Raw genomic sequence first — 21,674 nt, forward strand, 5'->3', positions numbered from 1 at the left:
TGTTTCACGTGAAACATTCGGATTTTGACGTCGTCGTTATCGGAGCGGGCCACGCCGGAACAGAAGCGGCCCATGCGGCCGCCCGGATGGGTGCGACTACCGCCCTTGTGACTCTGTCGGCCACTGATATCGGCGTAATGTCCTGTAACCCCGCTATTGGGGGCCTCGGCAAAGGGCATCTTGTTCGCGAAATTGACGCGTTGGACGGGGTGATGGGGCGCGTCGCAGACCAGGCGGGAATTCAGTTTCGTTTGCTGAATCGCCGTAAAGGCCCCGCTGTGCAGGGGCCCAGAACGCAGGCAGACAGGGCTTTGTACCGAGCTGCGATGCAGCGAGAAACCACGGCACAGCCGGACCTCAGCGTCGTAGTCGGCGAGGTGACAGATTTCCTGGTGAATGGACCTGCTGTTACCGGAATTCGATTGGCGGATGAGTCTGAAATACGGGCCGGCGCTGTGATCCTGACGTCTGGGACATTTTTGCGAGGCGTTATTCACATTGGTGACGTATCGCGCCCTGGCGGACGTATGGGGGATCGTCCCTCGGTAAAGCTGGCCGAGCGTTTGGATAGCCTTAACCTGCCGCTAGGACGCTTGAAAACGGGGACACCGCCCCGGCTGGATGGTCGGACGATTGATTGGTCAGGTCTCGAAAGTCAGGACGGCGATGATGAACCTACGCTGTTCTCATTCCTCTCGATGGGGGTGGTGGCGCCGCAGATTTCTTGCGGGATTACGCATACCAATGCCAGAACACATGAGATCATTGAAAAGAACCTTTCCAGATCGGCGATGTATGGGGGGCATATTGACGGTATAGGCCCCAGATATTGCCCTTCGATCGAAGATAAGATTGTGCGGTTTGCGGATAAGGAATCTCATCAGATTTTCCTCGAGCCAGAAGGTGTGAATGATCACACAATCTATCCGAATGGAATTTCTACCTCACTGCCACAGGATGTTCAGGTCGATTATGTCAGATCCATTAAGGGGCTGGAAAAGGCAGAGATCCTCCAACCTGGCTACGCCATCGAATATGACTACGTAGATCCTCGCGTTCTGACATCATCACTGTCGTTGCCTGAGGCGCCAGGACTATATCTTGCGGGTCAGATTAACGGCACCACAGGATATGAGGAAGCTGCAGCTCAGGGAATGGTGGCTGGCCTCAATGCTGCCCTTCAGGTCTTGGGTCGGGATCCAATCCATTTCACGCGTTCCGACAGTTATATTGGCGTCATGGTCGATGACCTGACCACTCGCGGAGTGGCAGAACCTTATCGGATGTTTACCTCACGGGCAGAGTTTAGATTGTCTTTGCGCGCCGATAATGCCGACCAACGACTGACACCTATTGGCCTACGCCTAGGTTGCGTAAGCGAGACACGCCGCAAGCACTTCTCTGAAAAGATGGAGAAGTTGGAGGCTGCAAAAAAGAAGCTCACAGATCATACCTATACTCCGAAAGAAGTGCGAGAAGCTGGTATCGAGGTCAATCAGGATGGCAATCGCCGCGATGGTATGGCGATTTTGGCCTTTCCTGATGTGAGCTTTGAGGACCTTGTTCCCTTGATTCCTGAGTTGCAGGACGTTGATTCAGGCATTCGGCAGCAAGTGGAACGCGATGCGCTATATGCGAATTATATCGAGCGGCAAAGACGTGATGTAGAAGCGATGAAACGCGATGAAGCCTATGAGATTCCGCGTGATTTTGACTTCTTCGCATTGGATGGGCTGTCGTCAGAGATGAAGCAGAAGTTGTCCAACGCCCGTCCCGAGAATGTAGCGCAGGCAAGCCGGATAGAGGGTGTGACACCGGCTGCGCTGACTCTGGTGTTGGCCAAGCTTCGCCGCGATCAGAGGGTGCGCAAAGCATGAAGGAAGAGCTGTTTGACGGTCTGAATGTTTCACGTGAAACATTTGATCGACTGGCAACATATGTTGCCCTTGTCGAGCGCTGGAACCCGAAAATCAACCTCGTATCGCGCAAAAGCTTGTCCGAAATCTGGACACGGCACATTCTGGATTCCGTTCAGGTTTTTCGATGTGCCGAGAACTTTTCGCATTGGGTTGATATTGGAAGTGGTGGTGGGTTTCCCGGTATGGTCTGTGCAATTATGGCGATCGAAGAAGCGCCAGGCGCAAAATTCACCTTTGTTGAAAGCGATCAGCGAAAATCTGCGTTTTTACGCAATGTATCCCGGGAATGTGGCGCAAACTGTAAAGTGGTGGCGAAACGCATTGAAGCGGTGGACCCCCTGAATGCAGATGTTTTGTCTGCCCGCGCCTTGGCAGATCTCGGGGTATTATTATCTTTTTGTGACAGACATTTAGGCGATTCTGGCGTCGCTTTGTTGCCGAAAGGTGTAAGCTGGAAAAAAGAAGTACAGGATGCGCAGGAAGAATGGAATTTCACCTGTGATCCGATTACAAGTTTAACAGAACCCCAAGCCGTCATCCTCAAGGTCAAAGGAGTATCACGTGGTTGATCTATCTCGTCCCTCAGGCCCCCGGATCATAGCGGTAGCCAACCAGAAGGGCGGGGTTGGGAAGACGACAACAGCCATAAACTTGGCAGCAGGCCTGGCCGAGGCCGGATGCAGGGTTTTAGTGGTTGATCTGGATCCACAGGGAAATGCTTCAACCGGTTTAGGCGTCGAGGATCGAGATTGGACAACTTATGATCTGATTCTGGATGATGCGCCTTTGGATGCGGTCGTTCAGGACTCGGAGATTGAAGGTATTCTCGTTGTCCCCGCTACGGTAGACCTCAGTTCCGCCGATATCGAACTGATTTCGAACGAAAAACGCAGCTATTTACTGCATGACGCGTTACGCCAGACTGCTATTGATAAGTACGATCTGGATTTCGTCCTGATTGACTGTCCGCCATCGCTGAATCTTCTGACGGTAAACGCGATGGTCGCAGCGCATTCCGTACTGGTGCCATTGCAAAGCGAGTTCTTCGCATTAGAGGGTTTGTCTCAGCTCATGCTGACCATTCGCGAGGTGCGACAGACTGCGAATCCAGACCTCAGAATCGAAGGTGTTGTGCTGACTATGTATGACAACCGCAACAACTTGTCCCGTCAGGTCGAAAAAGACGCACGTGACAATCTGGGTGAGATGGTATTTAAAACCAAAATACCCAGAAATGTGCGGGTCAGTGAGGCTCCGTCATACGCGTTGCCGGTTTTGCAATATGACTCGGGGTCTCTGGGCGCGATGGCCTATCGGCATTTGGCCCGGGAAGTCATGCATAAGAACAATAAAACCGCAGTCTGAGCGGTACTAGGAGGACCCTGTGACAGCCAGAAAATCAAAACCAAGAGGGTTGGGTCGCGGGCTTTCGGCGTTGATGGCAGATGTCACACAAGAGCCCCAGGGACGCGTGCCAACTGATTCACGGCGGCCGGACCTGACGATTCCAATCGAAAAGCTTCACGCAAACCCAAATCAGCCGCGCCGCACCTTTGCCCGGGAACATCTGGATGAGCTTGCCGCTTCGGTCAAAGAGAAGGGGATCATTCAGCCTCTGATCGTCCGAGAAATTGCCGAAGGCGATTATGAAATCGTCGCGGGTGAACGCCGCTGGCGCGCGGCGCAAATGGCGCAGTTGCATGATATCCCCGTTATCGTTCGCGATTTTGATGACACTGAGGTTCTGGAAGTCGCCATTATCGAAAACATTCAGCGCGCGGATTTGAATGCGGTGGAAGAGGCGGCCGGCTATAAGCAGCTGATGGACCGCTTTGGTCATACGCAAGAAAAGCTGGCTGAAGCATTGGGCAAAAGCCGCAGTCATATTGCCAATTTGCTGCGCCTGTTGTCCCTGCCAATGGATGTACAAACCCTTGTAATAGAAGGAAAATTATCGGCTGGCCATGCGCGAACGCTGATCACGGCCGAGAATGCCTCGGACCTTGCAAAGCAAATTGTCAAAGATGGGCTGTCGGTGCGGGCAACGGAAGCGCTGGTGAAGAAGCAACAGCAGGGGGATGCGGCCCGACCGGCACCAAGGTCTCGGGATCTGAATGCGGGTAAAGATTCGGATACCCGGGCGCTGGAAAAGGATCTTTCCGCGATTCTGGCGATGAAAGTGGCGATCAATCACAAAGCGGGCTCGGAAACGGGGCAGGTGGTCCTGACCTATGAGAACCTGGATCAACTGGATGATCTTTGTTCCAAGCTCAGCCGCTAGGGCGGGTCCAGATAAAGAACATCACGCCGCCTAGTACAATCGCCTGGATGATTAGGACATGAGACGGCGCAGACATCATGACCGATAGTCCAAATACGGCGGTGACCGACAGGGTGGCCGCCTTTTTTGCGGCCGGACGAATCGCGCCTGAACTCTGCCAATCGACGATCATTGGGCCAAACAGTCGGTGCGTTATCAGCCAGCTATGCAGCCGTGAAGACGAGCGGGCAAAGAAGAAGGCGGCGAGTAGCAGAAATGGAACCGTTGGTAGTAGGGGAAGCACCACCCCAACAGCGGCCAGCCCGACGCATAACAATCCAAGCCCTGCCCACAGATATTGCATGGTCTACCCCAAAAGTTCGCGGATCACCGCGTTCAAGACGGCCCGCCCGTCGGTTGTGGCCATCAGTCTACCATCCAGCATTTGAACCATGCCGATATCCTGAAGATGGCCCAATGGGTCTTGTGGTAAGGGGTGGCCTGATATTCCCATATATCTATCTATATCTAGCCCGCCGGTAACCCTAAGACCCATCATAAGGTATTCACTTGCCTGGTCTTCACGCGACAATGCGGCGCGTTCTTTCTCTCCGCTACCACAGGAAGCCGCGTCCAACCACCGCTGCGGATTCAGATAGGTTTCAGTCGCGTATTTCTGGCCATTCTGGGTGATCCGTCCATGGGCGCCGGGGCCAATGCCGACATAGTCACCATAGTGCCAATAGATCAGATTGTGCTGTGATTCCGCGCCGGGGCGGGCGTGGTTCGATACCTCATAGGCGGGCAGACCATGAGCCTCGCAGATTTCTTGCGTGGCCAGATACATATCGGCGGCGCTATCATCCAAGGGCAGGCCGCGCAGCTTGCCCACGGCATAGCGATCACCAAAGGCGGTTCCGTCTTCTATGGTCAGTTGGTACAGCGACAGGTGATCGACCGCCATCGACAGGGCTTCGGTCAACTCTGCGCGCCAGGCATCAAGGGTTTGATGTTGCCGCGCATAGATCAGGTCAAAGCTGACCCGTTCAAAACAATGACGGGCTATGTCATAAGCAGCCCGCGCTTCGGCCACGCTGTGAATGCGGCCCAACCGGCGCAGATCGTCATCATTCAGCGCCTGTACCCCCATCGAGATACGGTTGACGCCTGCTCCTCGGTAGGCAGCGAACCGGCCCGCCTCGACCGAACCGGGATTGGCCTCAAGCGTGATTTCCATGTCATTGGCGGGGTGCCAAAGGGCGCGGGCGGTATCAATCACAGCGGCGACGGTTTCGGGATCCATCAGAGACGGGGTGCCGCCGCCAAAAAAGATCGTGTTCAGAACACGGTTGGGGGTCTCGGCAGCGCTACGGCGCAGCTCGACCAGATATGCATCAAGCCATTGTTTTTGATCAATATTTTTTGAAACATGGCTGTTGAAATCGCAATAGGGGCATTTGGCCTCGCAAAAGGGCCAATGCACATACAGGCCAAAGCCCCCATTGCGCCAATCATCCGCCAAAACAGCCTTTCACGAACATCTCAACCGCGCGACCGCGATGGCTGATCTTGTTCTTTTCCCAGCGATCCATCTCGGCAAAGGTAATGCCATGACCCTCGGGCACAAACATTGGATCATAACCAAAGCCGTCCGCACCACGAATGGGCCAGACCAAGTGACCGGGGGCGATGCCTTCGAACACCTCGTCATGCCCGTCGGGCCAGGCCAGCACCAGAGTGCATCGGAATTGCGCGGTGCGGGGGTGCGGGGCGTTCTTGGCCTCCAGCTCTTCATGCGCGCGGGTCATGGCCATCAGGAAATCGCGGCCATTGCCGGTTTCAGCCCAATCGGCGGTGTAGACGCCCGGCGCCCCGTCAAGCGCGTCGATGGTGATCCCGGAATCGTCCGACAGGGCAGGAAGGCCGGTGGCTTTGGCGGCGGCATGGGCCTTGATCCGGGCATTGCCGACGAATGTATCCTCGGTCTCTTCCGGTTCAGGCAGGTCCATGTCGGCGGCGCCGATAACGGTGACACCAAAGGGTTCAAGCAGATGTGCCATCTCCTCAAGCTTGCCTTTGTTATGCGTGGCCACCAGCAACCTGTCGCCGTCGAACTTGCGGGTCATGCGGTGGCGGCTTTTTGCGCAGCAGCCAGTTCACTAACGCCCTGTTCAGCCAGATCCATTAGTTGATCCATCTGAACGCGGCTAAAGACCGAGCCTTCGGCGCTCATTTGAACTTCGATCAATTTGCCGGACCCGGTCATGATAAAGTTGCCGTCCACGCCGGCTTCGCTGTCTTCGGGGTAATCCAGATCCAGCACCGGTTGACCGGCGTAAATACCGCAGGACACAGCTGCAACCGGGTCAACCAGCGGGTCCGAGATCACGTCACCCGTTTTCATTAGCTTGTTGACCGCAAGACGCAGCGCAACCCAACCGCCTGTGATCGAGGCACATCGGGTGCCACCATCGGCCTGGATCACATCGCAGTCGACGGTGATCTGGCGTTCACCCAAGGCAACTCGATCGACACCTGCACGCAGGGCACGGCCGATCAAACGCTGGATTTCCACGGTACGACCACCCTGCTTACCGCTGGCAGCCTCGCGCCGCATCCGTGTATTGGTCGCACGGGGCAGCATGCCGTATTCAGCGGTAACCCAGCCCAGGCCCGAACCCTTGATGAACGGTGGCACGCGATCTTCGATCGTGGCAGTGCACAACACATGGGTATCGCCCATCTTAATCAGGCAGGAACCTTCGGCATGTTTGGTAAATCCCGTTTCGATTGAAACGGCGCGCATTTCGTTTAGATCACGTCCTGAGGGTCGCATGGGAATTCCTTTGTTTGCTGGTTTGGGGATACCGCCCCGCAGCGTCAGGATGCAACCCTGATTGACCTTTCGCCTACCTGCTATTTAATGGCTATCCAGCAGAGGATTGCCGATGAGTGACGCTAGCAAAATTCTGAACGAGATGAATGACCGGTCGCGCGAGGTGTTTCGGCTGATTGTCGAAAGCTATCTGGATAGCGGTGAGCCTGTCGGCAGCCGTACCCTGACGCGCACTTTGTCGGAAAAAGTCAGTGCGGCGACGGTTCGCAATGTGATGCAGGATCTTGAGTTTCTGGGCCTGCTCGACAGCCCTCATGTCAGTGCGGGGCGGATTCCGACGCAACACGGGTTACGGATGTTCGTGGACGGATTGCTGGAGGTCGGTGATCTGGGCGCGGATGACCGGCAGAAGCTGGACGACACACTGGGCGCTAACTCGGGGGATGTCGGCGGGATGCTGGACCGTGTCGGCGCGGCCTTGTCACACGTGACACAAGGGGCCTCACTGGTTTTGACGCCGAAACACGAAGCGGAAATCAAACATATCGAATTTGTGTCGCTTGGGCATGACAGAGCCCTGGTGGTTTTGGTCTTTTCCGACGGTCAGGTGGAAAACCGGCTGTTCAAGCCGCCACCCGGGCAAACGCCCAGCTCGATGCGGGAAGCGGCGAATTTTCTGAACGCGCTGATCGAGGGCCGCACAATCAGCGAGGTTCGCCGTCAGATGCTGACCCAGATAGATGCGCGCAAGCAGGAAATTGACGTGTTGGCCCGTGAAATGGTCGACAGCGGCATGGCCGCATGGGACGGGGATGATGGCGACTCAGCCCGTTTGATCGTCCGAGGGCGGGCGAATCTGCTGGGTGAACGCGGCGAAGCAGATGAGTTGGAGCGCATTCGCACCCTGTTTGACGACCTCGAACGCAAGCGCGACATCGCCGAATTTCTGGAATTGACCGAAGAAGGCGAAGGTGTGCGCATTTTTATCGGGTCTGAGAACAAACTTTTCTCACTTTCGGGTTCCTCTTTGGTGGTGTCTCCATATATGAACGCTGATCGTAAGATAATCGGTGCGGTTGGGGTCATCGGGCCCACACGTCTGAATTATGGACGGATCGTGCCGATCGTGGATTATACGGCGCAACTGGTCGGCAAACTGATATCCGACCGGAGCTAGAGGGTAAGAGATGGCAGAGCCCAAGAACGAAGATTTTCTGGACGATATCGCAACGGCCGAGGCCGAAGAGCTGGCTGATGAATTTGCTGAGATCAGCGAAGAAGCGCTGGAGCTGGATGAGCTGCGCGCCGAGCGCGACGACTACAAAGACAAATTCATGCGTGCATTGGCCGATGCGGAAAACGCGCGCAAGCGCGGCGACAAGGCGCGGCGCGATGCCGAACAGTATGGCGGCTCGAAGCTGGCCCGTGACATGCTGCCGGTCTATGACAATATGAAACGCGCGCTAGAGGCCGCAACCGACGAGCAGAAAGAGGTCGCAGGCGCTTTGCTGGAAGGTGTTGAACTGACCATGCGCGCGCTTAAGGACGTGTTTCAGAAACACGGGATTCAGGTGATCACGCCAGAAGTTGGCGATCGGTTTGACCCCAATGTGCATGAGGCGATGTTCGAGGCCCCCGTGCCCGGAACACGCGCCGGTGACATCATCCAGGTATCTGCAGAAGGCTTTATGTTGTACGACCGGCTCTTGCGCCCCGCGCAGGTGGGTGTGTCGTCCACGCCGGCAAGCTAAGCACCTAAGATATCAATCAATTATTGAGGCGGTCAGGATCTGGCCGCCTCTTTCAATTTATAGATCAGGTCCAATGCCTCGCGCGGGCTTAGCTCATCCGGCAAGATCTCACCCAACATATCCGCAACGGGTGAAGCTTTTGGGGGAGGCGGTGGCGGCGGGGCAGCCGAGAACAGCGGCAGATCGTCGATCAAAGCCTTTTGCTTGCCGCCTTCGCGTTCGGTTTTCTCCAGCTGGTCCAGCACAACGCGGGCACGTTCGACAACGGATGCCGGCAGGCCAGCCAGTTGCGCCACCTGGACACCATAGGACCGGTCTGCGGCGCCTTTGTGAACCTCGTGCAAAAAGATCACTTCGCCCTCCCATTCCTTGACCGCAACGGTGGCGTTGTCGACACCTTCCAGATTTCCGGCCAGCGCGGTCAGCTCGTGATAATGCGTTGCAAACAGCGCGCGACATTTATTGGCGGCGTGCAGATGTTCGAGCGTGGCCCAGGCGATGGAAAGCCCGTCATAGGTGGCCGTCCCGCGTCCGATTTCATCCAGAATGACCAGCGCATGATCGTCGGCTTGATTGAGGATGGCGGCGGTTTCGACCATTTCAACCATAAAGGTCGACCGACCCCTGGCCAGATCGTCAGATGCCCCGACACGGCTGAACAGCTGGCTGACTACACCGATATAGGCTTGTTCGGCTGGAACATAGCTGCCCATCTGTGCAAGCAGGGCGATCAGCGCATTCTGCCGCAGGAAGGTTGATTTACCCGCCATGTTGGGGCCGGTCAGCAACCAGATTGCAGCACCATCTTCGGCGCTGAGATCACAATCATTGGCGATAAACGCGTCACCGCTTTGTTGGCGCAGCGCATGTTCAACAACCGGATGCCGCCCGCCCTGAATATCAAAGGCACGAGAGGCATCGACCTGCGGGCGACACCAGTTCTCGCCCCGTGCCAGATCGGCCAGCGCAGTGGTTAGGTCCAGTTCTGCCAGCCCGCGCGCGGCTTGGTTCAGTTGCGCAGCACGGGTAAGAATCTCATCAGAAAGCCTTTGATAGAGCCGCTTTTCGATCTCCAAAGCATGATTTCCGGCGTTCAGGATACGGGTTTCGATCTCGGACAGTTCTACTGTTGTGAACCGCACCTGATTGGCCGTGGTTTGCCGGTGGATATAGGTTTCGGAGAACGGCGGGTTCAACATCTTTTCGGCATGTGTGGCCGTGGTTTCGATGAAATAGCCCAGCACGTTGTTATGCTTGATCTTCAGCGAGGTGATGCCGGTGTGCTGGGAATATTTCTGCTGAAACCCGGCGATGACCGAGCGGCCTTCGTCCCGCAGGGTGCGCGCCTCATCCAGTTCCGCGTCATAGCCGGGGGCAATGAAGCCGCCGTCGCGCGCCATCAGAGGCGGCTCGGCCACAAGCGCCTCATCCAGCAGGGTCAGCAGATCATCAAACCCTGTCAGGTTTTGCACCGCAGTGGCCAGCAATACCGGCAGATCTCCGGCATTGCACAGTTCGGCTATGGTTGCAGCCTGCGCCAGCCCGTTGCGGATGGCGGCCAGATCGCGAGGACCGCCGCGTTCCAGCGACAGGCGCGACAAGGCGCGGTCCAAATCGGGGGTTTTGCGCAAGGCATCGCGCAGATCTTGGGCGATCAGGCTGTCATCGGCTGCAAAACTTACCGCATCCAACCGCCCGTGGATCACATCCAGATTGCGCGAGGGGCTGGACAGGCGCTGTTCCAACAACCGCGCGCCGCCCGGCGTGACTGTACGGTCAACCACCGACAAAAGCGATCCGGCGCGCCCGCCAGACAGCGACCGGGTCAGCTCCAGATTGCGGCGCGTTGCGGCGTCGATCTGCACCACGCGGTCCTCGGATTCTTTCAGCGGCGTTTGCAGCAGGGGCAATTTGCCTTTTTGCGTGATCTCCAAATAGTCAATCAATGCGCCCATAGCGGACACTTCGGCCCGGCCAAAATTTCCAAACGCGTCCAGCGCGCCCACGTGAAACAAAGCGCAGATGCGCTTTTCAGCCGCAGTGCTGTCGAAACTGGCGCGGCCAATGGGCGTCAGCGAGATGCCCAGATCGCGGGCAGGTTCGTGCAGGACCTGTTCGGCCCCGTCCGCCACGATCAGCTCCGACGGGGCCAGCCGGGCCAGTTCAGGGCTTAGGCGCACAGAGGTCAAAGGCATCACGTGAAACGCCCCGGTTGAGATATCGGCCCAGGCAAGCGCCGCTTCATCCCTCACCTCGGCATAACAGGCCAGAAAGTTGTGGCGGCGCGCCTCTAGCAGCGCGTCCTCGGTCAGTGTTCCGGGTGTCACCAGCCGGACAACACCGCGCTTTACAACTGATTTAGAGCCTCTCTTCTTTGCCTCAACCGGGCTTTCCATCTGTTCGCAAACGGCCACGCGAAAGCCTTTTCGGATCAGCGTCAGCAGGTACCCTTCGGCGGCATGGACCGGCACACCGCACATCGGAATGTCGGCGTCGTTGTGCTTGCCGCGTTTGGTCAGGGCGATGTCCAGCGCCTCGGCGGCGTTGACGGCATCCTCGAAAAACATCTCGTAGAAATCGCCCATCCGGTAAAACAGAAGGGCGTCGGCATGGGCCTCTTTGATTTCGAGATATTGCGCCATCATCGGCGTGACTGTGGACAAGGCTGATCCCTTTTGACGGCGTTCGGTCGCGACCTTACAAATCCGCCATCTGGTGCGAAAGGCAAAAGTATTCTCGTTGAGGCGCGCGCGTGCCTGCGCTATGAGGCAGAAGCCCCGCAGTTGCAGAGAAACGACGTATCAAATGCCCAAAGCGAAGATCACCAACGAAGAGGCGCTGGCCTTTCACCTGGACCCAACTCCTGGCAAGTGGGAGGTACAAGCCACCGTTCCCATGACCACGCAGCGCGACCTGTCGCTGGCCTACAGCCCCGGCGTGGCTGTTCCATGTGAAGCAATCGCGGAAAATCCAGAAACGGCCTATGACTATACCAACAAGGGAAATCTGGTCGCCGTGATTTCGAATGGGACGGCGGTTTTGGGTCTTGGTAATCTGGGCGCGCTGGGCTCAAAACCGGTGATGGAGGGCAAGTCAGTCCTGTTCAAGCGTTTCGCTGACGTAAACTCGATCGATATCGAGTTGGACACCGAAGACCCGGATGAGTTCTGCCGCGCCGTGCGTCTGATGGGCCCGACCTTTGGCGGCATCAATCTGGAAGACATCAAGGCGCCCGAGTGTTTCATCATCGAACAGCGCCTGAAGGAAGAAATGGATATCCCCGTCTTCCACGATGATCAGCATGGCACGGCGGTGATCTGTGCGGCGGGCCTGCTGAATGCGCTCCGTATCTCGGGCAAGAAGATCGAAGATGTGAAGATTGTTCTGAACGGTGCCGGGGCTGCTGGGATAGCGTGTATCGAACTGCTCAAGTCGATGGGCGCGCGGCATGAGAACTGCATCGTGTGTGACACCAAAGGCGTGATCTATCAGGGCCGAACCGAGGGCATGAACCAGTGGAAATCGGCACATGCGATCACCACGGATCTGCGTACGCTGGAAGACGCCATGAAAAGCGCAGACGTCTTTCTGGGCGTGTCGGTCAAAGGGGCTGTGACGCAAGATATGGTCGCCAGCATGGCCGATAACCCGGTGATTTTTGCGATGGCAAACCCCGATCCGGAAATTACGCCGGAAGAGGCCCACGAAGTGCGCGTTGATGCCATCGTCGCCACAGGGCGCAGCGATTATCCGAACCAGGTCAACAACGTGTTGGGCTTTCCCTACCTGTTCCGCGGTGCGCTGGATATCCACGCCCGCGCCATCAATGACGAGATGAAAATTGCCTGTGCCCACGCCCTGGCCAACCTCGCGCGCGAAGATGTCCCTGATGAGGTCGCGATGGCCTATGGTAAGTCGCTGACCTTTGGGCGCGATTATATTATCCCGACACCTTTCGATCCGCGCCTGATTCACCGCATTCCGCCCGCCGTTGCGCGGGCCGGGATGGATACCGGCGCGGCGCGGCGCCCGATTATCGACATGGACGCGTATGAGCTGAGCCTGAAATCCCGCATGGATCCGACCGCCAGCATTCTGCGCGGCCTGAACGCGCGGGCCCGTCAGGCGCAAAGCCGAATGATCTTTGCCGAGGGCGACGATCCGCGTGTGCTGCGGGCTGCGGTGATGTATCAACGCTCGGGCTTTGGTAAGGCGCTGGTCGTAGGCCGCCCGGATGACGTCAAGCAAAAGCTGGAAGAGGCCGGGCTGGGCGATGCTGTGCGTGAGCTGGAGGTCGTGAATGCCGCCAACACTGCGCATCTCGATACCTATTCTGATTTTTTGTACGATCGCCTGCAGCGTAAAGGCTTTGATCGAAAGGATATTCATCGACTTGCCGCGCGCGACCGGCATGTGTTTTCATCGCTGATGCTGGCACATGGGCATGGCGACGGTTTGGTCTCGGGCGCGACGCGTAAATCGGCGCATGTGCTGGATCGGATCAACCATGTGTTCGATGCAGATGCGGCCCGTGGCGCGGCCGGTGTGACGGCGCTGTTGCACAAGGGGCGGATCGTGCTGATCGGCGACACTCTAGTCCATGAATGGCCGGACGAAAACGATCTGGCCAATATCGCCGAGCGCTCAGCAGCCGTTGCCCGCCATATGGGGCTGGAGCCGCGCGTTGCCTTTGTCAGCTTTTCGACGTTTGGCTACCCGGTGTCGGAGCGGGCCGAAAAGATGCACCGCGCTCCTGCCGTTCTGGATCAGCGTGGCGTAGATTTCGAATACGAAGGTGAAATGACGGTGGACGTGGCGCTGAATGTCGACCAGCAGGCAAACTATCCGTTCCAGCGCCTGACCGGACCGGCGAATATCCTGATTGTCCCAGCACGGCATTCGGCCTCGATCTCGACCAAGTTGATGCAGGAAATGGGTGGGGCCACGGTGATTGGCCCGATCTTGTCGGGCATCGACAAGCCGATTCAGATCTGTTCGACCATATCGACGGCCAATGACATTCTGAACATGGCCATTCTGGCCTCCTGCGATATTGGTTAAGCCATGACAATTTGGAATCTAGGCTCGATCAATGCAGACATGATTTATGATGTGCCACACCTGCCGGGCGCGGGTGAGACGCTTTCGGCCAACCGTTTGGATCGGTTTCTGGGCGGCAAGGGCGCGAATATGTCCGTCGCCGGCGCGCGGGCCGGCGCGCGGGTGGCGCATATTGGGGCCATTGGGCCCGACGGGCGCTGGGCGCGTGACAGGCTGACCGAATATGGCGTCGATACCCGTTGGATTGCCGAGGTTTCAGATCCTACCGGGCACGCCATTATCGCCGTAGACGCCGAGGGTGAAAACAACATCATCCTGTTTCAAGGCGCAAATCATGCAATTACGTCAGATCAACTGGGCCAGGCGCTGTCATCGGCGGATCAGGGTGATCTGATTGTGACGCAAAACGAAACCAACCTGCAGGTCGAAGCCGCAAAAATGGGCCGCGAAATGGGGCTGACTGTCTGTTACGCGGCGGCCCCTTTTCAAGCCGATGCAGTGCGGGCGGTTCTTCCGTATCTGGATTTCCTGATCCTAAATGAGGTCGAGGCCGAGCAGCTGCGGCAGGCAACCGGGCAGGGCCTGTCCGAGTTGGGGATAGAGCATGTCATTGTGACCCTCGGATCAAAGGGCGCGCGATATCATCATAAGGGGACGACCTCGGATTTTTTGGCTCACAAGGTTCAGGCGGTGGACACAACTGGTGCGGGCGATACGTTCACAGGTTACGTTCTGGCAGGAATGGATCGTGGCATGCCGATGGAGCAGGCAATATTGCAGGCAAACCGGGCTGCCGCGTTGATGGTGACACGGCACGGTACGGCGGATGTCATTCCTGATCTGAAAGAAGTGCGCGAAGCGCGCTTTGATTAAGACCCGGCAAAGGGCGCGTCACTGCCCCACAGCTGTTTGACGCGGGCGTCGCGACCGCATGCTTTGCGATAGGCCTTATAGGCGTTGCGCTGGCGCTTGGGACCGAACCGCGTAAAGACCAGTTTTTCGCCCTTATAGTAATCCTGATGATAGGCTTCGGCCGGGTAAAACCGGTCCTGTTGCAGGATCGGGGTGACAATCGTTTGACGCAGGACGTTCTGTGCTTTGGATTTTGCAGCCTCGGCTAACGCCTTTTCGCCTGTGTTAGAGACAAATACCGCGGTCCGGTAACTCTCGCCCCGGTCGCAGAACTGGCCGCCCGCATCCGTGGGATCGACCGAGCGGAAAAACAGGCTCAGCAAGGTTTCACGGGAAACACGGTCCGGATCAAAGGTGATCTGAACAGCCTCATAATGGCCGGTGCCGCCTTTGGTTACCTCGCCATAGGTCGGGTCCGCCGTTGCGCCCCCGGTATAGCCCGAGACCGCCTGAACCACGCCCGGCACGGATTCGAAATCGGATTCAACGCACCAGAAACACCCCCCGGCCACGGTCAGCGTCTCGGTTCCGGCAGCCGGTGCAGGCGCGGCGCGCAGCATTGCGACGATGAGGATCAGCGCAAACAGAAGCCAAGGTTTGACAGCGTCAATGTATGTGGTTCGGATCATGGTGGGTCTCCTTCCATGATCAGACTGCCTTGGGAAACCCCCGGGCGCAACGCGCTGACATCTGTTCTCACGCGCTGGTGAGACGAGTTTATCGCCTTAGCCCAGCAACTGCCCCAGTTTCATCGCCACACCCATATTGCCCGAGATCTTGAGCTTGCCCATAGCAATACCGGTCATCGGGTTCAGCTTGCCGGTCAGCAGCTTGCTTAGGTTCTCTTGTGAGATACGAATGGTGCAATCCGTGTCCTGATCCTGCGTCGTCGCCTGATTGTCGGCCAGAACAATCACACCGGCATCACCGCAATCGAATTTCAACGACCCATCGAAGTTTTTGCCATTCAGACCGCTCTGAATACCTTCTGCGATATCCTGCAACATGCCCCATCCTCTCAGTGTTGTGACTTGGGTAAAGACATATCCTGCGGTGGAGCAAGAGTGACCTGACGGGAGGTGGCAAAAATGGGCGCATAAAAAACCCGGCATCCTGAGGGGCTGCCGGGTCTTCAGTTCAATATCTCAGCTGTCTTACTTCGACAGGCGTTTGTCGCGTGCTGCCAGAAGTTTCAAGCGCAGGGCGTTCAGTTGGATGAATCCCGCAGCGTCTTTCTGATCGTAGGCACCAGCATCCTCTTCGAAGGTCACGTGCGCCTCGGAATACAGCGAGTGTTCCGACCAGCGGCCCACGGTCGATGCCAGACCTTTGTACAGCTTCACGCGCACGGTGCCGGAGACATGATCCTGAGATTTGTCGATCGCGGCCTGCAGCATCTCGCGCTCGGGCGAGTACCAGAAGCCGTTATAGATCAGCTCTGCATATTGAGGCATCAGCTGGTCCTTCAGATGCATCGCGCCCCGATCCATGGTGATGGATTCGATGCCACGGTGCGCTTCCAACAGGATTGTGCCGCCCGGTGTTTCATAGATACCGCGGGATTTCATGCCCACGAACCGGCCTTCAACCAGGTCCAGACGGCCAATGCCGTGCTTGCCGCCATATTCGTTCAGCTTGGTCAGGATGGTGGCCGGGCTCATCGCCTCGCCATTGATGCTGACCGCGTCACCTTTTTCGAACCCGATCTCGATGAATTCTGGTTTATTCGGCGCGTCCTCGGGGTGGACCGTGCGCTGATAGACGTAATCGGGCGCCATATCGGCGGGGTCTTCCAGAACCTTGCCCTCGGATGAGGTGTGCAGCAGGTTGGCATCAACCGAGAACGGCGCCTCGCCCCGCTTGTCCTTGGCGATCGGAATCTGGTTCGCCTCGGCAAATTCCAGCAGTTTGGTGCGGCTGGACAAGTCCCACTCGCGCCAGGGGGCGATGACCTTGATATCGGGATTCAGCGCGTAAGCCGCCAGTTCGAACCGTACCTGATCGTTGCCCTTGCCGGTCGCGCCATGCGATACGGCATCCGCTCCGGTCGCCTCGGCAATCTCGACCAGACGTTTCGAGATCAACGGGCGCGCAATCGAGGTGCCCAGCAGGTACAGGCCCTCATACTGCGCATTCGCGCGGAACATCGGAAAGACGAAATCGCGGACGAATTCCTCGCGGATGTCCTCAATATAGATGTTTTCGGGCTTGATCCCCAGCAGCTCGGCCTTCTTGCGGGCGGGCTCCAACTCCTCGCCCTGACCCAGATCGGCGGTGAAGGTTACGACCTCACAACCATACTCGGTCTGCAACCATTTCAGGATGATCGAGGTATCAAGGCCACCGGAATAGGCCAGAACAACTTTCTTGGGCGCGGACATCTGACTTCCCTTTATGCGTAGAACGACTGGCCCCTAGCGGGTTTTGAACGCGGGGGCAAGTTATCTGCGTTGACGCAGGTCGGGATTTGGGGTGAAACAGAAGGAAAGAAAACAAGGATTGGTTGAAGGGATAGATTTCAGATGTTGGGTTGGCAGATTTTTGCACATTCGGTGCGGATGGTTATTGGGAATCTCAAACAGGTTTTGCAGATTACGTTCGGGCCATCTTTGGTTGCGACAGCGGTGATTGTCGCCCTGTTTTTTGTATTGGACGTTCCGCTGGATCAACTCAATACAACCACCGGAGAGTTGCCTGCAGGCGTTTCGAGCGGATCGGCGATTGGCTTCCTGGTGGGCTTTATGGTCGTGATATTTGTGACGATGTTCTGGATTGTGGTGTCGTGGCACCGCTTTGTCCTGCTTGAGGAATATCCAAGAGGTATTTTCCCAACCTTCCGGTTCGATAGAATTCTGGCCTATTTCGGGCGGGTTCTTCTGTTGGGTATCCTGATGGCCATCGCGTTCCTGCCGGCGGGCGCGGTACTTTCAGCGCTGGGCGGTGGAGCATTGTCAGTTGTGTTTGTCATTGTCCTTGTCGTCTTCCTCATCATCGGCTTCTACCGTTTGTCCATAATCCTGCCTGCAGCAGCGATTGGGCAACCGTTGACACTTGGGCAAGCTTGGAACAACACCGCCGGTGCGGGTGGTGCGATCATCGTTCTTTTGCTTGTAAGCTTTGTGTTCCAGGTCGTGGTCCAGTTGGTCTTTACAGCGCTCGCTTTCATCCCGGTTCTGGGTGTTTTGCTCTCACTGTTCTTTGGGGTTCTGGTTTTGCCGCTGATCAATGTCAGTATCTTGACCACCATGTACGGCGTGTTCGTTGAAAAGCGCCAGCTGACCTGAACTCGTACACATATGTATTCCTTGCTCTTTCAGCGATGATGGGGCAGGGAAACCGGCATGAGTGATTTCATGACCCGCGCCCGCGCTGCCGAACAGGCGATGCGCTCTGTGTTTCCGGTGACGCCTCTGCAGCGCAATGCCCATCTGTCTGATCGTTTCGGGGCCGATATCTGGCTGAAACGTGAGGACCTCAGCCCGGTGCGGTCCTACAAGATCCGCGGTGCGTTCAACGCCATGCGCAAACAGCAGGGGCAGAACCTGTTTGTCTGCGCCAGCGCGGGAAATCATGCGCAGGGCGTGGCCTTTATGTGCAAGCACATGGATGTGAAGGGTGTGATCTTCATGCCCGTGACGACGCCGCAGCAGAAAATCCAGAAAACTCGTATCTTCGGCGGCGACAATATCGAGATTCATCTGACCGGCGACTATTTCGATGACACGTTGGCCGCCGCGCAGGCGTGGTGCACCGAACAGGGCGGCCATTTTCTGTCGCCCTTTGACGATGTTGATGTGATCGAGGGGCAAGCCTCGCTCGCGGTTGAGATCGAAACGCAGTTGGGTGGGTTGCCGGACCACATCCTTTTGCCAGTAGGCGGTGGCGGCATGTCTGCGGGCGTGGCTACGTGGTTTGGCGATCGGACCCATTGCCTGTTTGTGGAACCCAAAGGCGGTGCCTGTCTGCACGCGGCAATGGCAGCAGGACATCCGGTGGCATTGGATCAGGTGGACAATTTCGTTGACGGTGCTGCGGTTGGTCGGATCGGTGAAAAACCGTTCGAATTGCTGAAATCCCGTCATCTGTCGGATGCTCTGGTCCTGTCCGAAGACCGAATCTGCACAACCATGATCGAGATGCTGAATGTCGAGGGCATCGTTCTGGAACCCGCCGGGGCCCTCGCGATTGAGGCGCTGAGCGATATTCAGAGTTTTATCCGAGGGAAAACCGTTGTCTGCGTAACCTCTGGCGGCAACTTCGATTTCGAACGTCTGCCCGAGGTCAAGGAACGCGCGCAGCGCTATCTGGGGGTGAAGAAATACTTCATCCTGCGCCTGCCACAGCGCCCTGGCGCATTGAAAGAGTTCCTGAACATCCTTGGCCCCGAGGATGACATTGCGCGGTTTGAATACATGAAGAAATCGGCACGTAACTTCGGCTCGGTTCTGATTGGTATCGAAACCCGCAAGCCCGAAAACTTTGCCCGTCTGTTCGCGCATCTGGATGAAGCCGGGTTCACTTTTACGGATATCACCGAGGACGAGACCCTCGCCCAGTTTGTGATCTGAGCAAATGACCAGACTGCAACGTTGTCCGTCGCGGCGATGGATCAGCTGTGCCTGAAACAGACAATATACAGGGCCGGGTTGTCACCCATCGCTAGTGTACCTGCTTGCTGCCTGTACGGCGCCGCTCAGAGCTCGTTCATTCCTGCCTGAAACTCCGTTGCAGAGGTCTGAAATGTGCCGACTATTTCGGCGATATCGACGGTTGCGGCCTGTCCCTGTGCCGAATGGCGCTCACCATCCTGGCAGAGCCTGGCCAATGTCCTGAATCCCAGACTAAGCGCGCTGCCCTTCAAGGAGTGTAGATTCTGTTCGAAGTCAGACCGATCATCATCGACCTGCAAATGCTCCAGGCCTTGTTGCACCTCATCGAGAAAGATTTCCACTACCTCGTCAAACTCGTCGGCGCCGACCTCGTCCCGCAGCTGTCTGACCCTGGACCAGTCGATCATGGCCATCCTTTCCTTAAAGATAACGACCCGATTATCACTACAGGCCGTTGGTAAATCCGTGGTTAAGATGGATGCATTTACGACCTTCACAGGATGTTAAACAGCCGTGCGCTAGGGTCGTCCCATTCCGCATTATGTGGCAGAGCTGAGGGTCAGGTGGCAGAGGTCAGTCAGGCAGAAACAAAGGCAGAGCTGGATTTTGGTGCGATTCGCAAGGTGCTGGTCGTTGATGACAGTCGTCTGCAACGTCGCATCCTTGTGGCCTCGCTGAAGAAATGGGGCTTTGAGGTGCTCGAGGCCGATAGCGGAGAGGCCGCCATCGAAATCTGTGCTGCCATGTCCCCCGATCTGGTCCTGAGCGACTGGGTCATGCCGGGAATGAGCGGGCTGGAATTCTGTCAGGCATTTCGGGCGCTGGAGAATGACGAATACAGCTATTTCATCCTTCTGACTTCAAAAAGCGAAAAGCAGGAGGTTGCGCGCGGACTGGATGCCGGGGCGGATGATTTTCTGATCAAACCTCTTGAGGCCGATGAATTGCGGGCGCGCATATCTGCGGGCGCGCGGATATTGGATATGCAGCGTGAGCTGTCTGATAAGAACCGAATGATCGAGACCGCGCTCGAAGAACTGAAAGTGGTCCATGATGCGATCGACAAAGACCTGATTCAGGCGCGTAAGATACAGGAATCTCTGGTCCCCGAACTCACGCGTGATTTCGGTAGGTCGCGTATCAGCATGTTGCTGAAACCTTGTGGGCATATCGGTGGCGATCTGGTGGGAATGTTTTCACCGGGGGTCAACCGTGTGGGGTTTTACAGCATCGATGTGTCCGGCCACGGCATCACCTCGGCGATGATGACAGCACGGCTGGGCGGGTATCTGTCCAGCAAACATTTCGATCAGAACGTGGCGATGGAAAAGCGGTTCGATAAATTTTACGCATTGCTACCACCTGATCAGGTGGCAGAGATGCTCAATTCCCGCCTTATGGCCGATGCTGGCGTCGAAGAGTATTTTACCATGGTCTATGCCATTATCGACCTGCGAAACGGACATCTCAAGATGGTGCAAGCAGGGCATCCGCATCCGCTGTTGTTGCGACAGGATGGTGGGACCGAGTATCTGGGGCAAGGTGGTTTGCCCATCGGACTGTTGCCGGATGTCACGTTTCAGCGAACCGATACCTACATGAAGCCCGGTGACAAGCTGTTGCTATATTCAGACGGGTTCACGGAATGCCGGATGGCGGATGGATCCCTGCTGGAAGAAGAGGGGCTGTGCAGAATGGTGACGGATTGTGCCATCGATCTCAGCGGGCCCGAATTTCTGGACGATATGTTCTGGCGGCTGACACAGGCCATGGATCCGGACCAGGGTATGGATGATGACGTATCTGCGGTTTTCTTTGAATACAGCGGGCCTTAAAGCCCCATCAGGTGTCCCGAAGCGAAATGTCGGTCGCCGCTGTTGCCCAGCATCTGCGCGGCATCCGCACTGTCCAGCCAAAGGGCTTCGTGGAATGGCTCTGAAGGTGGACCTATGCGGCGCACAGGGCGGGCTCGATATATCAAACAGACCTTTTCGGCCCACAGGTCATATTCGGGCATGTATGTGAAACGGCGAAAGGCGCCGACCCGCCGCGGGCTGGCAATCAACCAGCCGGTTTCTTCAAAGACTTCGCGATGCAGGGCGGTGATGGGCGATTCGCCCGGGTCAATACCGCCACCCGGCAACTGCAGATCAGGGCCGGGCTCTGTCTGGCAGGTCAGCAACAGATGTCGTCCTCGAGGCAACAATGCGTATACACCCACACGTCGTGTGTATTTGCGCCCCGCTTGTGGGGTTTCACCGAACCGTCTGATCATGTATGGCCCCTTACAACCCGAAATCTTCGACCTATATGCTGGCGGTATGC

At 56.9% G+C, this 21,674-nt stretch carries 21 protein-coding genes; 11 read left to right on the plus strand and 10 right to left on the minus strand.

Going from position 1 to position 21,674, the window contains the following annotated elements:
- Positions 1-8 precede the first annotated feature (8 nt).
- The 4 genes from mnmG to AC2FH2_RS14785 are packed head-to-tail and all read left to right on the plus strand — an operon-like array spanning position 9 to position 4,200.
- On the plus strand, positions 9-1,877 hold the full coding sequence (mnmG, locus tag AC2FH2_RS14770; RefSeq protein WP_496793794.1) for a tRNA uridine-5-carboxymethylaminomethyl(34) synthesis enzyme MnmG: 1,869 nt from the start codon (positions 9-11) through the stop codon (positions 1,875-1,877).
- Complete coding sequence (rsmG, locus tag AC2FH2_RS14775; protein WP_496793793.1) at positions 1,874-2,488, plus strand: 16S rRNA (guanine(527)-N(7))-methyltransferase RsmG; 615 nt, start codon at positions 1,874-1,876, stop codon at positions 2,486-2,488. The genes mnmG and rsmG overlap by 4 nt, the downstream gene beginning before the upstream one ends.
- Complete coding sequence (locus AC2FH2_RS14780; protein WP_142637414.1) at positions 2,481-3,284, plus strand: ParA family protein; 804 nt, start codon at positions 2,481-2,483, stop codon at positions 3,282-3,284. Before rsmG ends, AC2FH2_RS14780 begins: the two co-directional genes overlap by 8 nt.
- A 19-nt stretch (positions 3,285-3,303) precedes the next feature.
- Positions 3,304-4,200 (plus strand): ParB/RepB/Spo0J family partition protein, encoded by an 897-nt coding sequence (locus tag AC2FH2_RS14785; protein WP_496824137.1) that lies wholly within the window; start codon positions 3,304-3,306, stop codon positions 4,198-4,200.
- On the opposite strand, the gene AC2FH2_RS14790 is transcribed toward AC2FH2_RS14785, so the two are convergent.
- The 4 genes from AC2FH2_RS14790 to rph are packed head-to-tail and all read right to left on the minus strand — an operon-like array spanning position 4,190 to position 7,015.
- Complete coding sequence (locus tag AC2FH2_RS14790; protein WP_142637410.1) at positions 4,190-4,543, minus strand: YbaN family protein; 354 nt, start codon at positions 4,541-4,543, stop codon at positions 4,190-4,192. The genes AC2FH2_RS14785 and AC2FH2_RS14790 overlap by 11 nt on opposite strands.
- 3 nt (positions 4,544-4,546) lie before the next feature.
- A complete protein-coding gene (hemW, locus tag AC2FH2_RS14795; RefSeq protein ID WP_496824139.1) occupies positions 4,547-5,701 on the minus strand; it encodes a radical SAM family heme chaperone HemW in 1,155 nt (384 codons plus the stop codon).
- Positions 5,691-6,305, minus strand: coding sequence for an RdgB/HAM1 family non-canonical purine NTP pyrophosphatase (rdgB, locus tag AC2FH2_RS14800; protein WP_496824141.1), 615 nt, complete (start codon positions 6,303-6,305; stop codon positions 5,691-5,693). Before rdgB ends, hemW begins: the two co-directional genes overlap by 11 nt.
- On the minus strand, positions 6,302-7,015 hold the full coding sequence (gene rph, locus AC2FH2_RS14805) for a ribonuclease PH (protein ID WP_496692602.1): 714 nt from the start codon (positions 7,013-7,015) through the stop codon (positions 6,302-6,304). The genes rdgB and rph overlap by 4 nt, the downstream gene beginning before the upstream one ends.
- A gap of 112 nt (positions 7,016-7,127) precedes the next feature.
- On the opposite strand from rph, the gene hrcA reads away from it, so the two are divergent.
- Together hrcA and AC2FH2_RS14815 are read left to right on the plus strand one after the other, a co-directional pair.
- Positions 7,128-8,192, plus strand: a complete 1,065-nt coding sequence (gene hrcA, locus AC2FH2_RS14810) for a heat-inducible transcriptional repressor HrcA (protein ID WP_281995819.1) — start codon at positions 7,128-7,130, stop codon at positions 8,190-8,192.
- Between the two features lie 10 nt (positions 8,193-8,202).
- Positions 8,203-8,766 (plus strand): nucleotide exchange factor GrpE, encoded by a 564-nt coding sequence (locus AC2FH2_RS14815; RefSeq protein ID WP_142637400.1) that lies wholly within the window; start codon positions 8,203-8,205, stop codon positions 8,764-8,766.
- A 32-nt stretch (positions 8,767-8,798) separates the two neighbouring features.
- On the opposite strand, the gene mutS is transcribed toward AC2FH2_RS14815, so the two are convergent.
- Positions 8,799-11,411, minus strand: a complete 2,613-nt coding sequence (gene mutS / locus AC2FH2_RS14820; protein WP_496694384.1) for a DNA mismatch repair protein MutS — start codon at positions 11,409-11,411, stop codon at positions 8,799-8,801.
- Between the two features lie 160 nt (positions 11,412-11,571).
- Here mutS and AC2FH2_RS14825 point away from each other — a divergent pair, with 160 nt between their 5' ends.
- Both AC2FH2_RS14825 and AC2FH2_RS14830 read left to right on the plus strand, forming a co-directional pair.
- A complete protein-coding gene (locus tag AC2FH2_RS14825) occupies positions 11,572-13,827 on the plus strand; it encodes an NADP-dependent malic enzyme (RefSeq protein ID WP_281973389.1) in 2,256 nt (751 codons plus the stop codon).
- Positions 13,828-13,830: 3 nt separating this feature from the next.
- Positions 13,831-14,700: a ribokinase gene (locus AC2FH2_RS14830; RefSeq protein WP_496690211.1), complete on the plus strand. Its 870-nt coding sequence runs from the start codon at positions 13,831-13,833 to the stop codon at positions 14,698-14,700.
- On the opposite strand, the gene msrA is transcribed toward AC2FH2_RS14830, so the two are convergent.
- The 3 genes from msrA to AC2FH2_RS14845 form a co-directional block, all read right to left on the minus strand.
- Positions 14,697-15,368 (minus strand): peptide-methionine (S)-S-oxide reductase MsrA, encoded by a 672-nt coding sequence (msrA, locus tag AC2FH2_RS14835; protein WP_496678658.1) that lies wholly within the window; start codon positions 15,366-15,368, stop codon positions 14,697-14,699. The genes AC2FH2_RS14830 and msrA overlap by 4 nt on opposite strands.
- Before the next feature lie 96 nt (positions 15,369-15,464).
- Positions 15,465-15,746 (minus strand): SCP2 sterol-binding domain-containing protein, encoded by a 282-nt coding sequence (locus AC2FH2_RS14840; RefSeq protein ID WP_271950602.1) that lies wholly within the window; start codon positions 15,744-15,746, stop codon positions 15,465-15,467.
- A gap of 147 nt (positions 15,747-15,893) precedes the next feature.
- A complete protein-coding gene (locus AC2FH2_RS14845) occupies positions 15,894-17,120 on the minus strand; it encodes an argininosuccinate synthase (RefSeq protein ID WP_496824144.1) in 1,227 nt (408 codons plus the stop codon).
- Between the two features lie 177 nt (positions 17,121-17,297).
- On the opposite strand from AC2FH2_RS14845, the gene AC2FH2_RS14850 reads away from it, so the two are divergent.
- Both AC2FH2_RS14850 and ilvA read left to right on the plus strand, forming a co-directional pair.
- On the plus strand, positions 17,298-18,023 hold the full coding sequence (locus tag AC2FH2_RS14850) for a hypothetical protein (RefSeq protein WP_281973390.1): 726 nt from the start codon (positions 17,298-17,300) through the stop codon (positions 18,021-18,023).
- Positions 18,024-18,080: 57 nt separating this feature from the next.
- Entirely contained in the window at positions 18,081-19,307 is a 1,227-nt protein-coding gene (gene ilvA / locus AC2FH2_RS14855) for a threonine ammonia-lyase IlvA (RefSeq protein ID WP_496690213.1), read from the plus strand.
- A gap of 125 nt (positions 19,308-19,432) precedes the next feature.
- Here ilvA and AC2FH2_RS14860 read toward each other — a convergent pair whose 3' ends face one another.
- Entirely contained in the window at positions 19,433-19,762 is a 330-nt protein-coding gene (locus AC2FH2_RS14860; RefSeq protein ID WP_496690214.1) for an Hpt domain-containing protein, read from the minus strand.
- A 150-nt stretch (positions 19,763-19,912) separates the two neighbouring features.
- On the opposite strand from AC2FH2_RS14860, the gene AC2FH2_RS14865 reads away from it, so the two are divergent.
- A complete protein-coding gene (locus AC2FH2_RS14865) occupies positions 19,913-21,184 on the plus strand; it encodes a PP2C family protein-serine/threonine phosphatase (RefSeq protein ID WP_246097238.1) in 1,272 nt (423 codons plus the stop codon).
- On the opposite strand, the gene AC2FH2_RS14870 is transcribed toward AC2FH2_RS14865, so the two are convergent.
- On the minus strand, positions 21,181-21,624 hold the full coding sequence (locus tag AC2FH2_RS14870; RefSeq protein WP_271950593.1) for an NUDIX hydrolase: 444 nt from the start codon (positions 21,622-21,624) through the stop codon (positions 21,181-21,183). The genes AC2FH2_RS14865 and AC2FH2_RS14870 overlap by 4 nt on opposite strands.
- Positions 21,625-21,674: the final 50 nt, after the last annotated feature.

The organism is Ruegeria sp. YTSA105, from assembly GCF_059610225.1.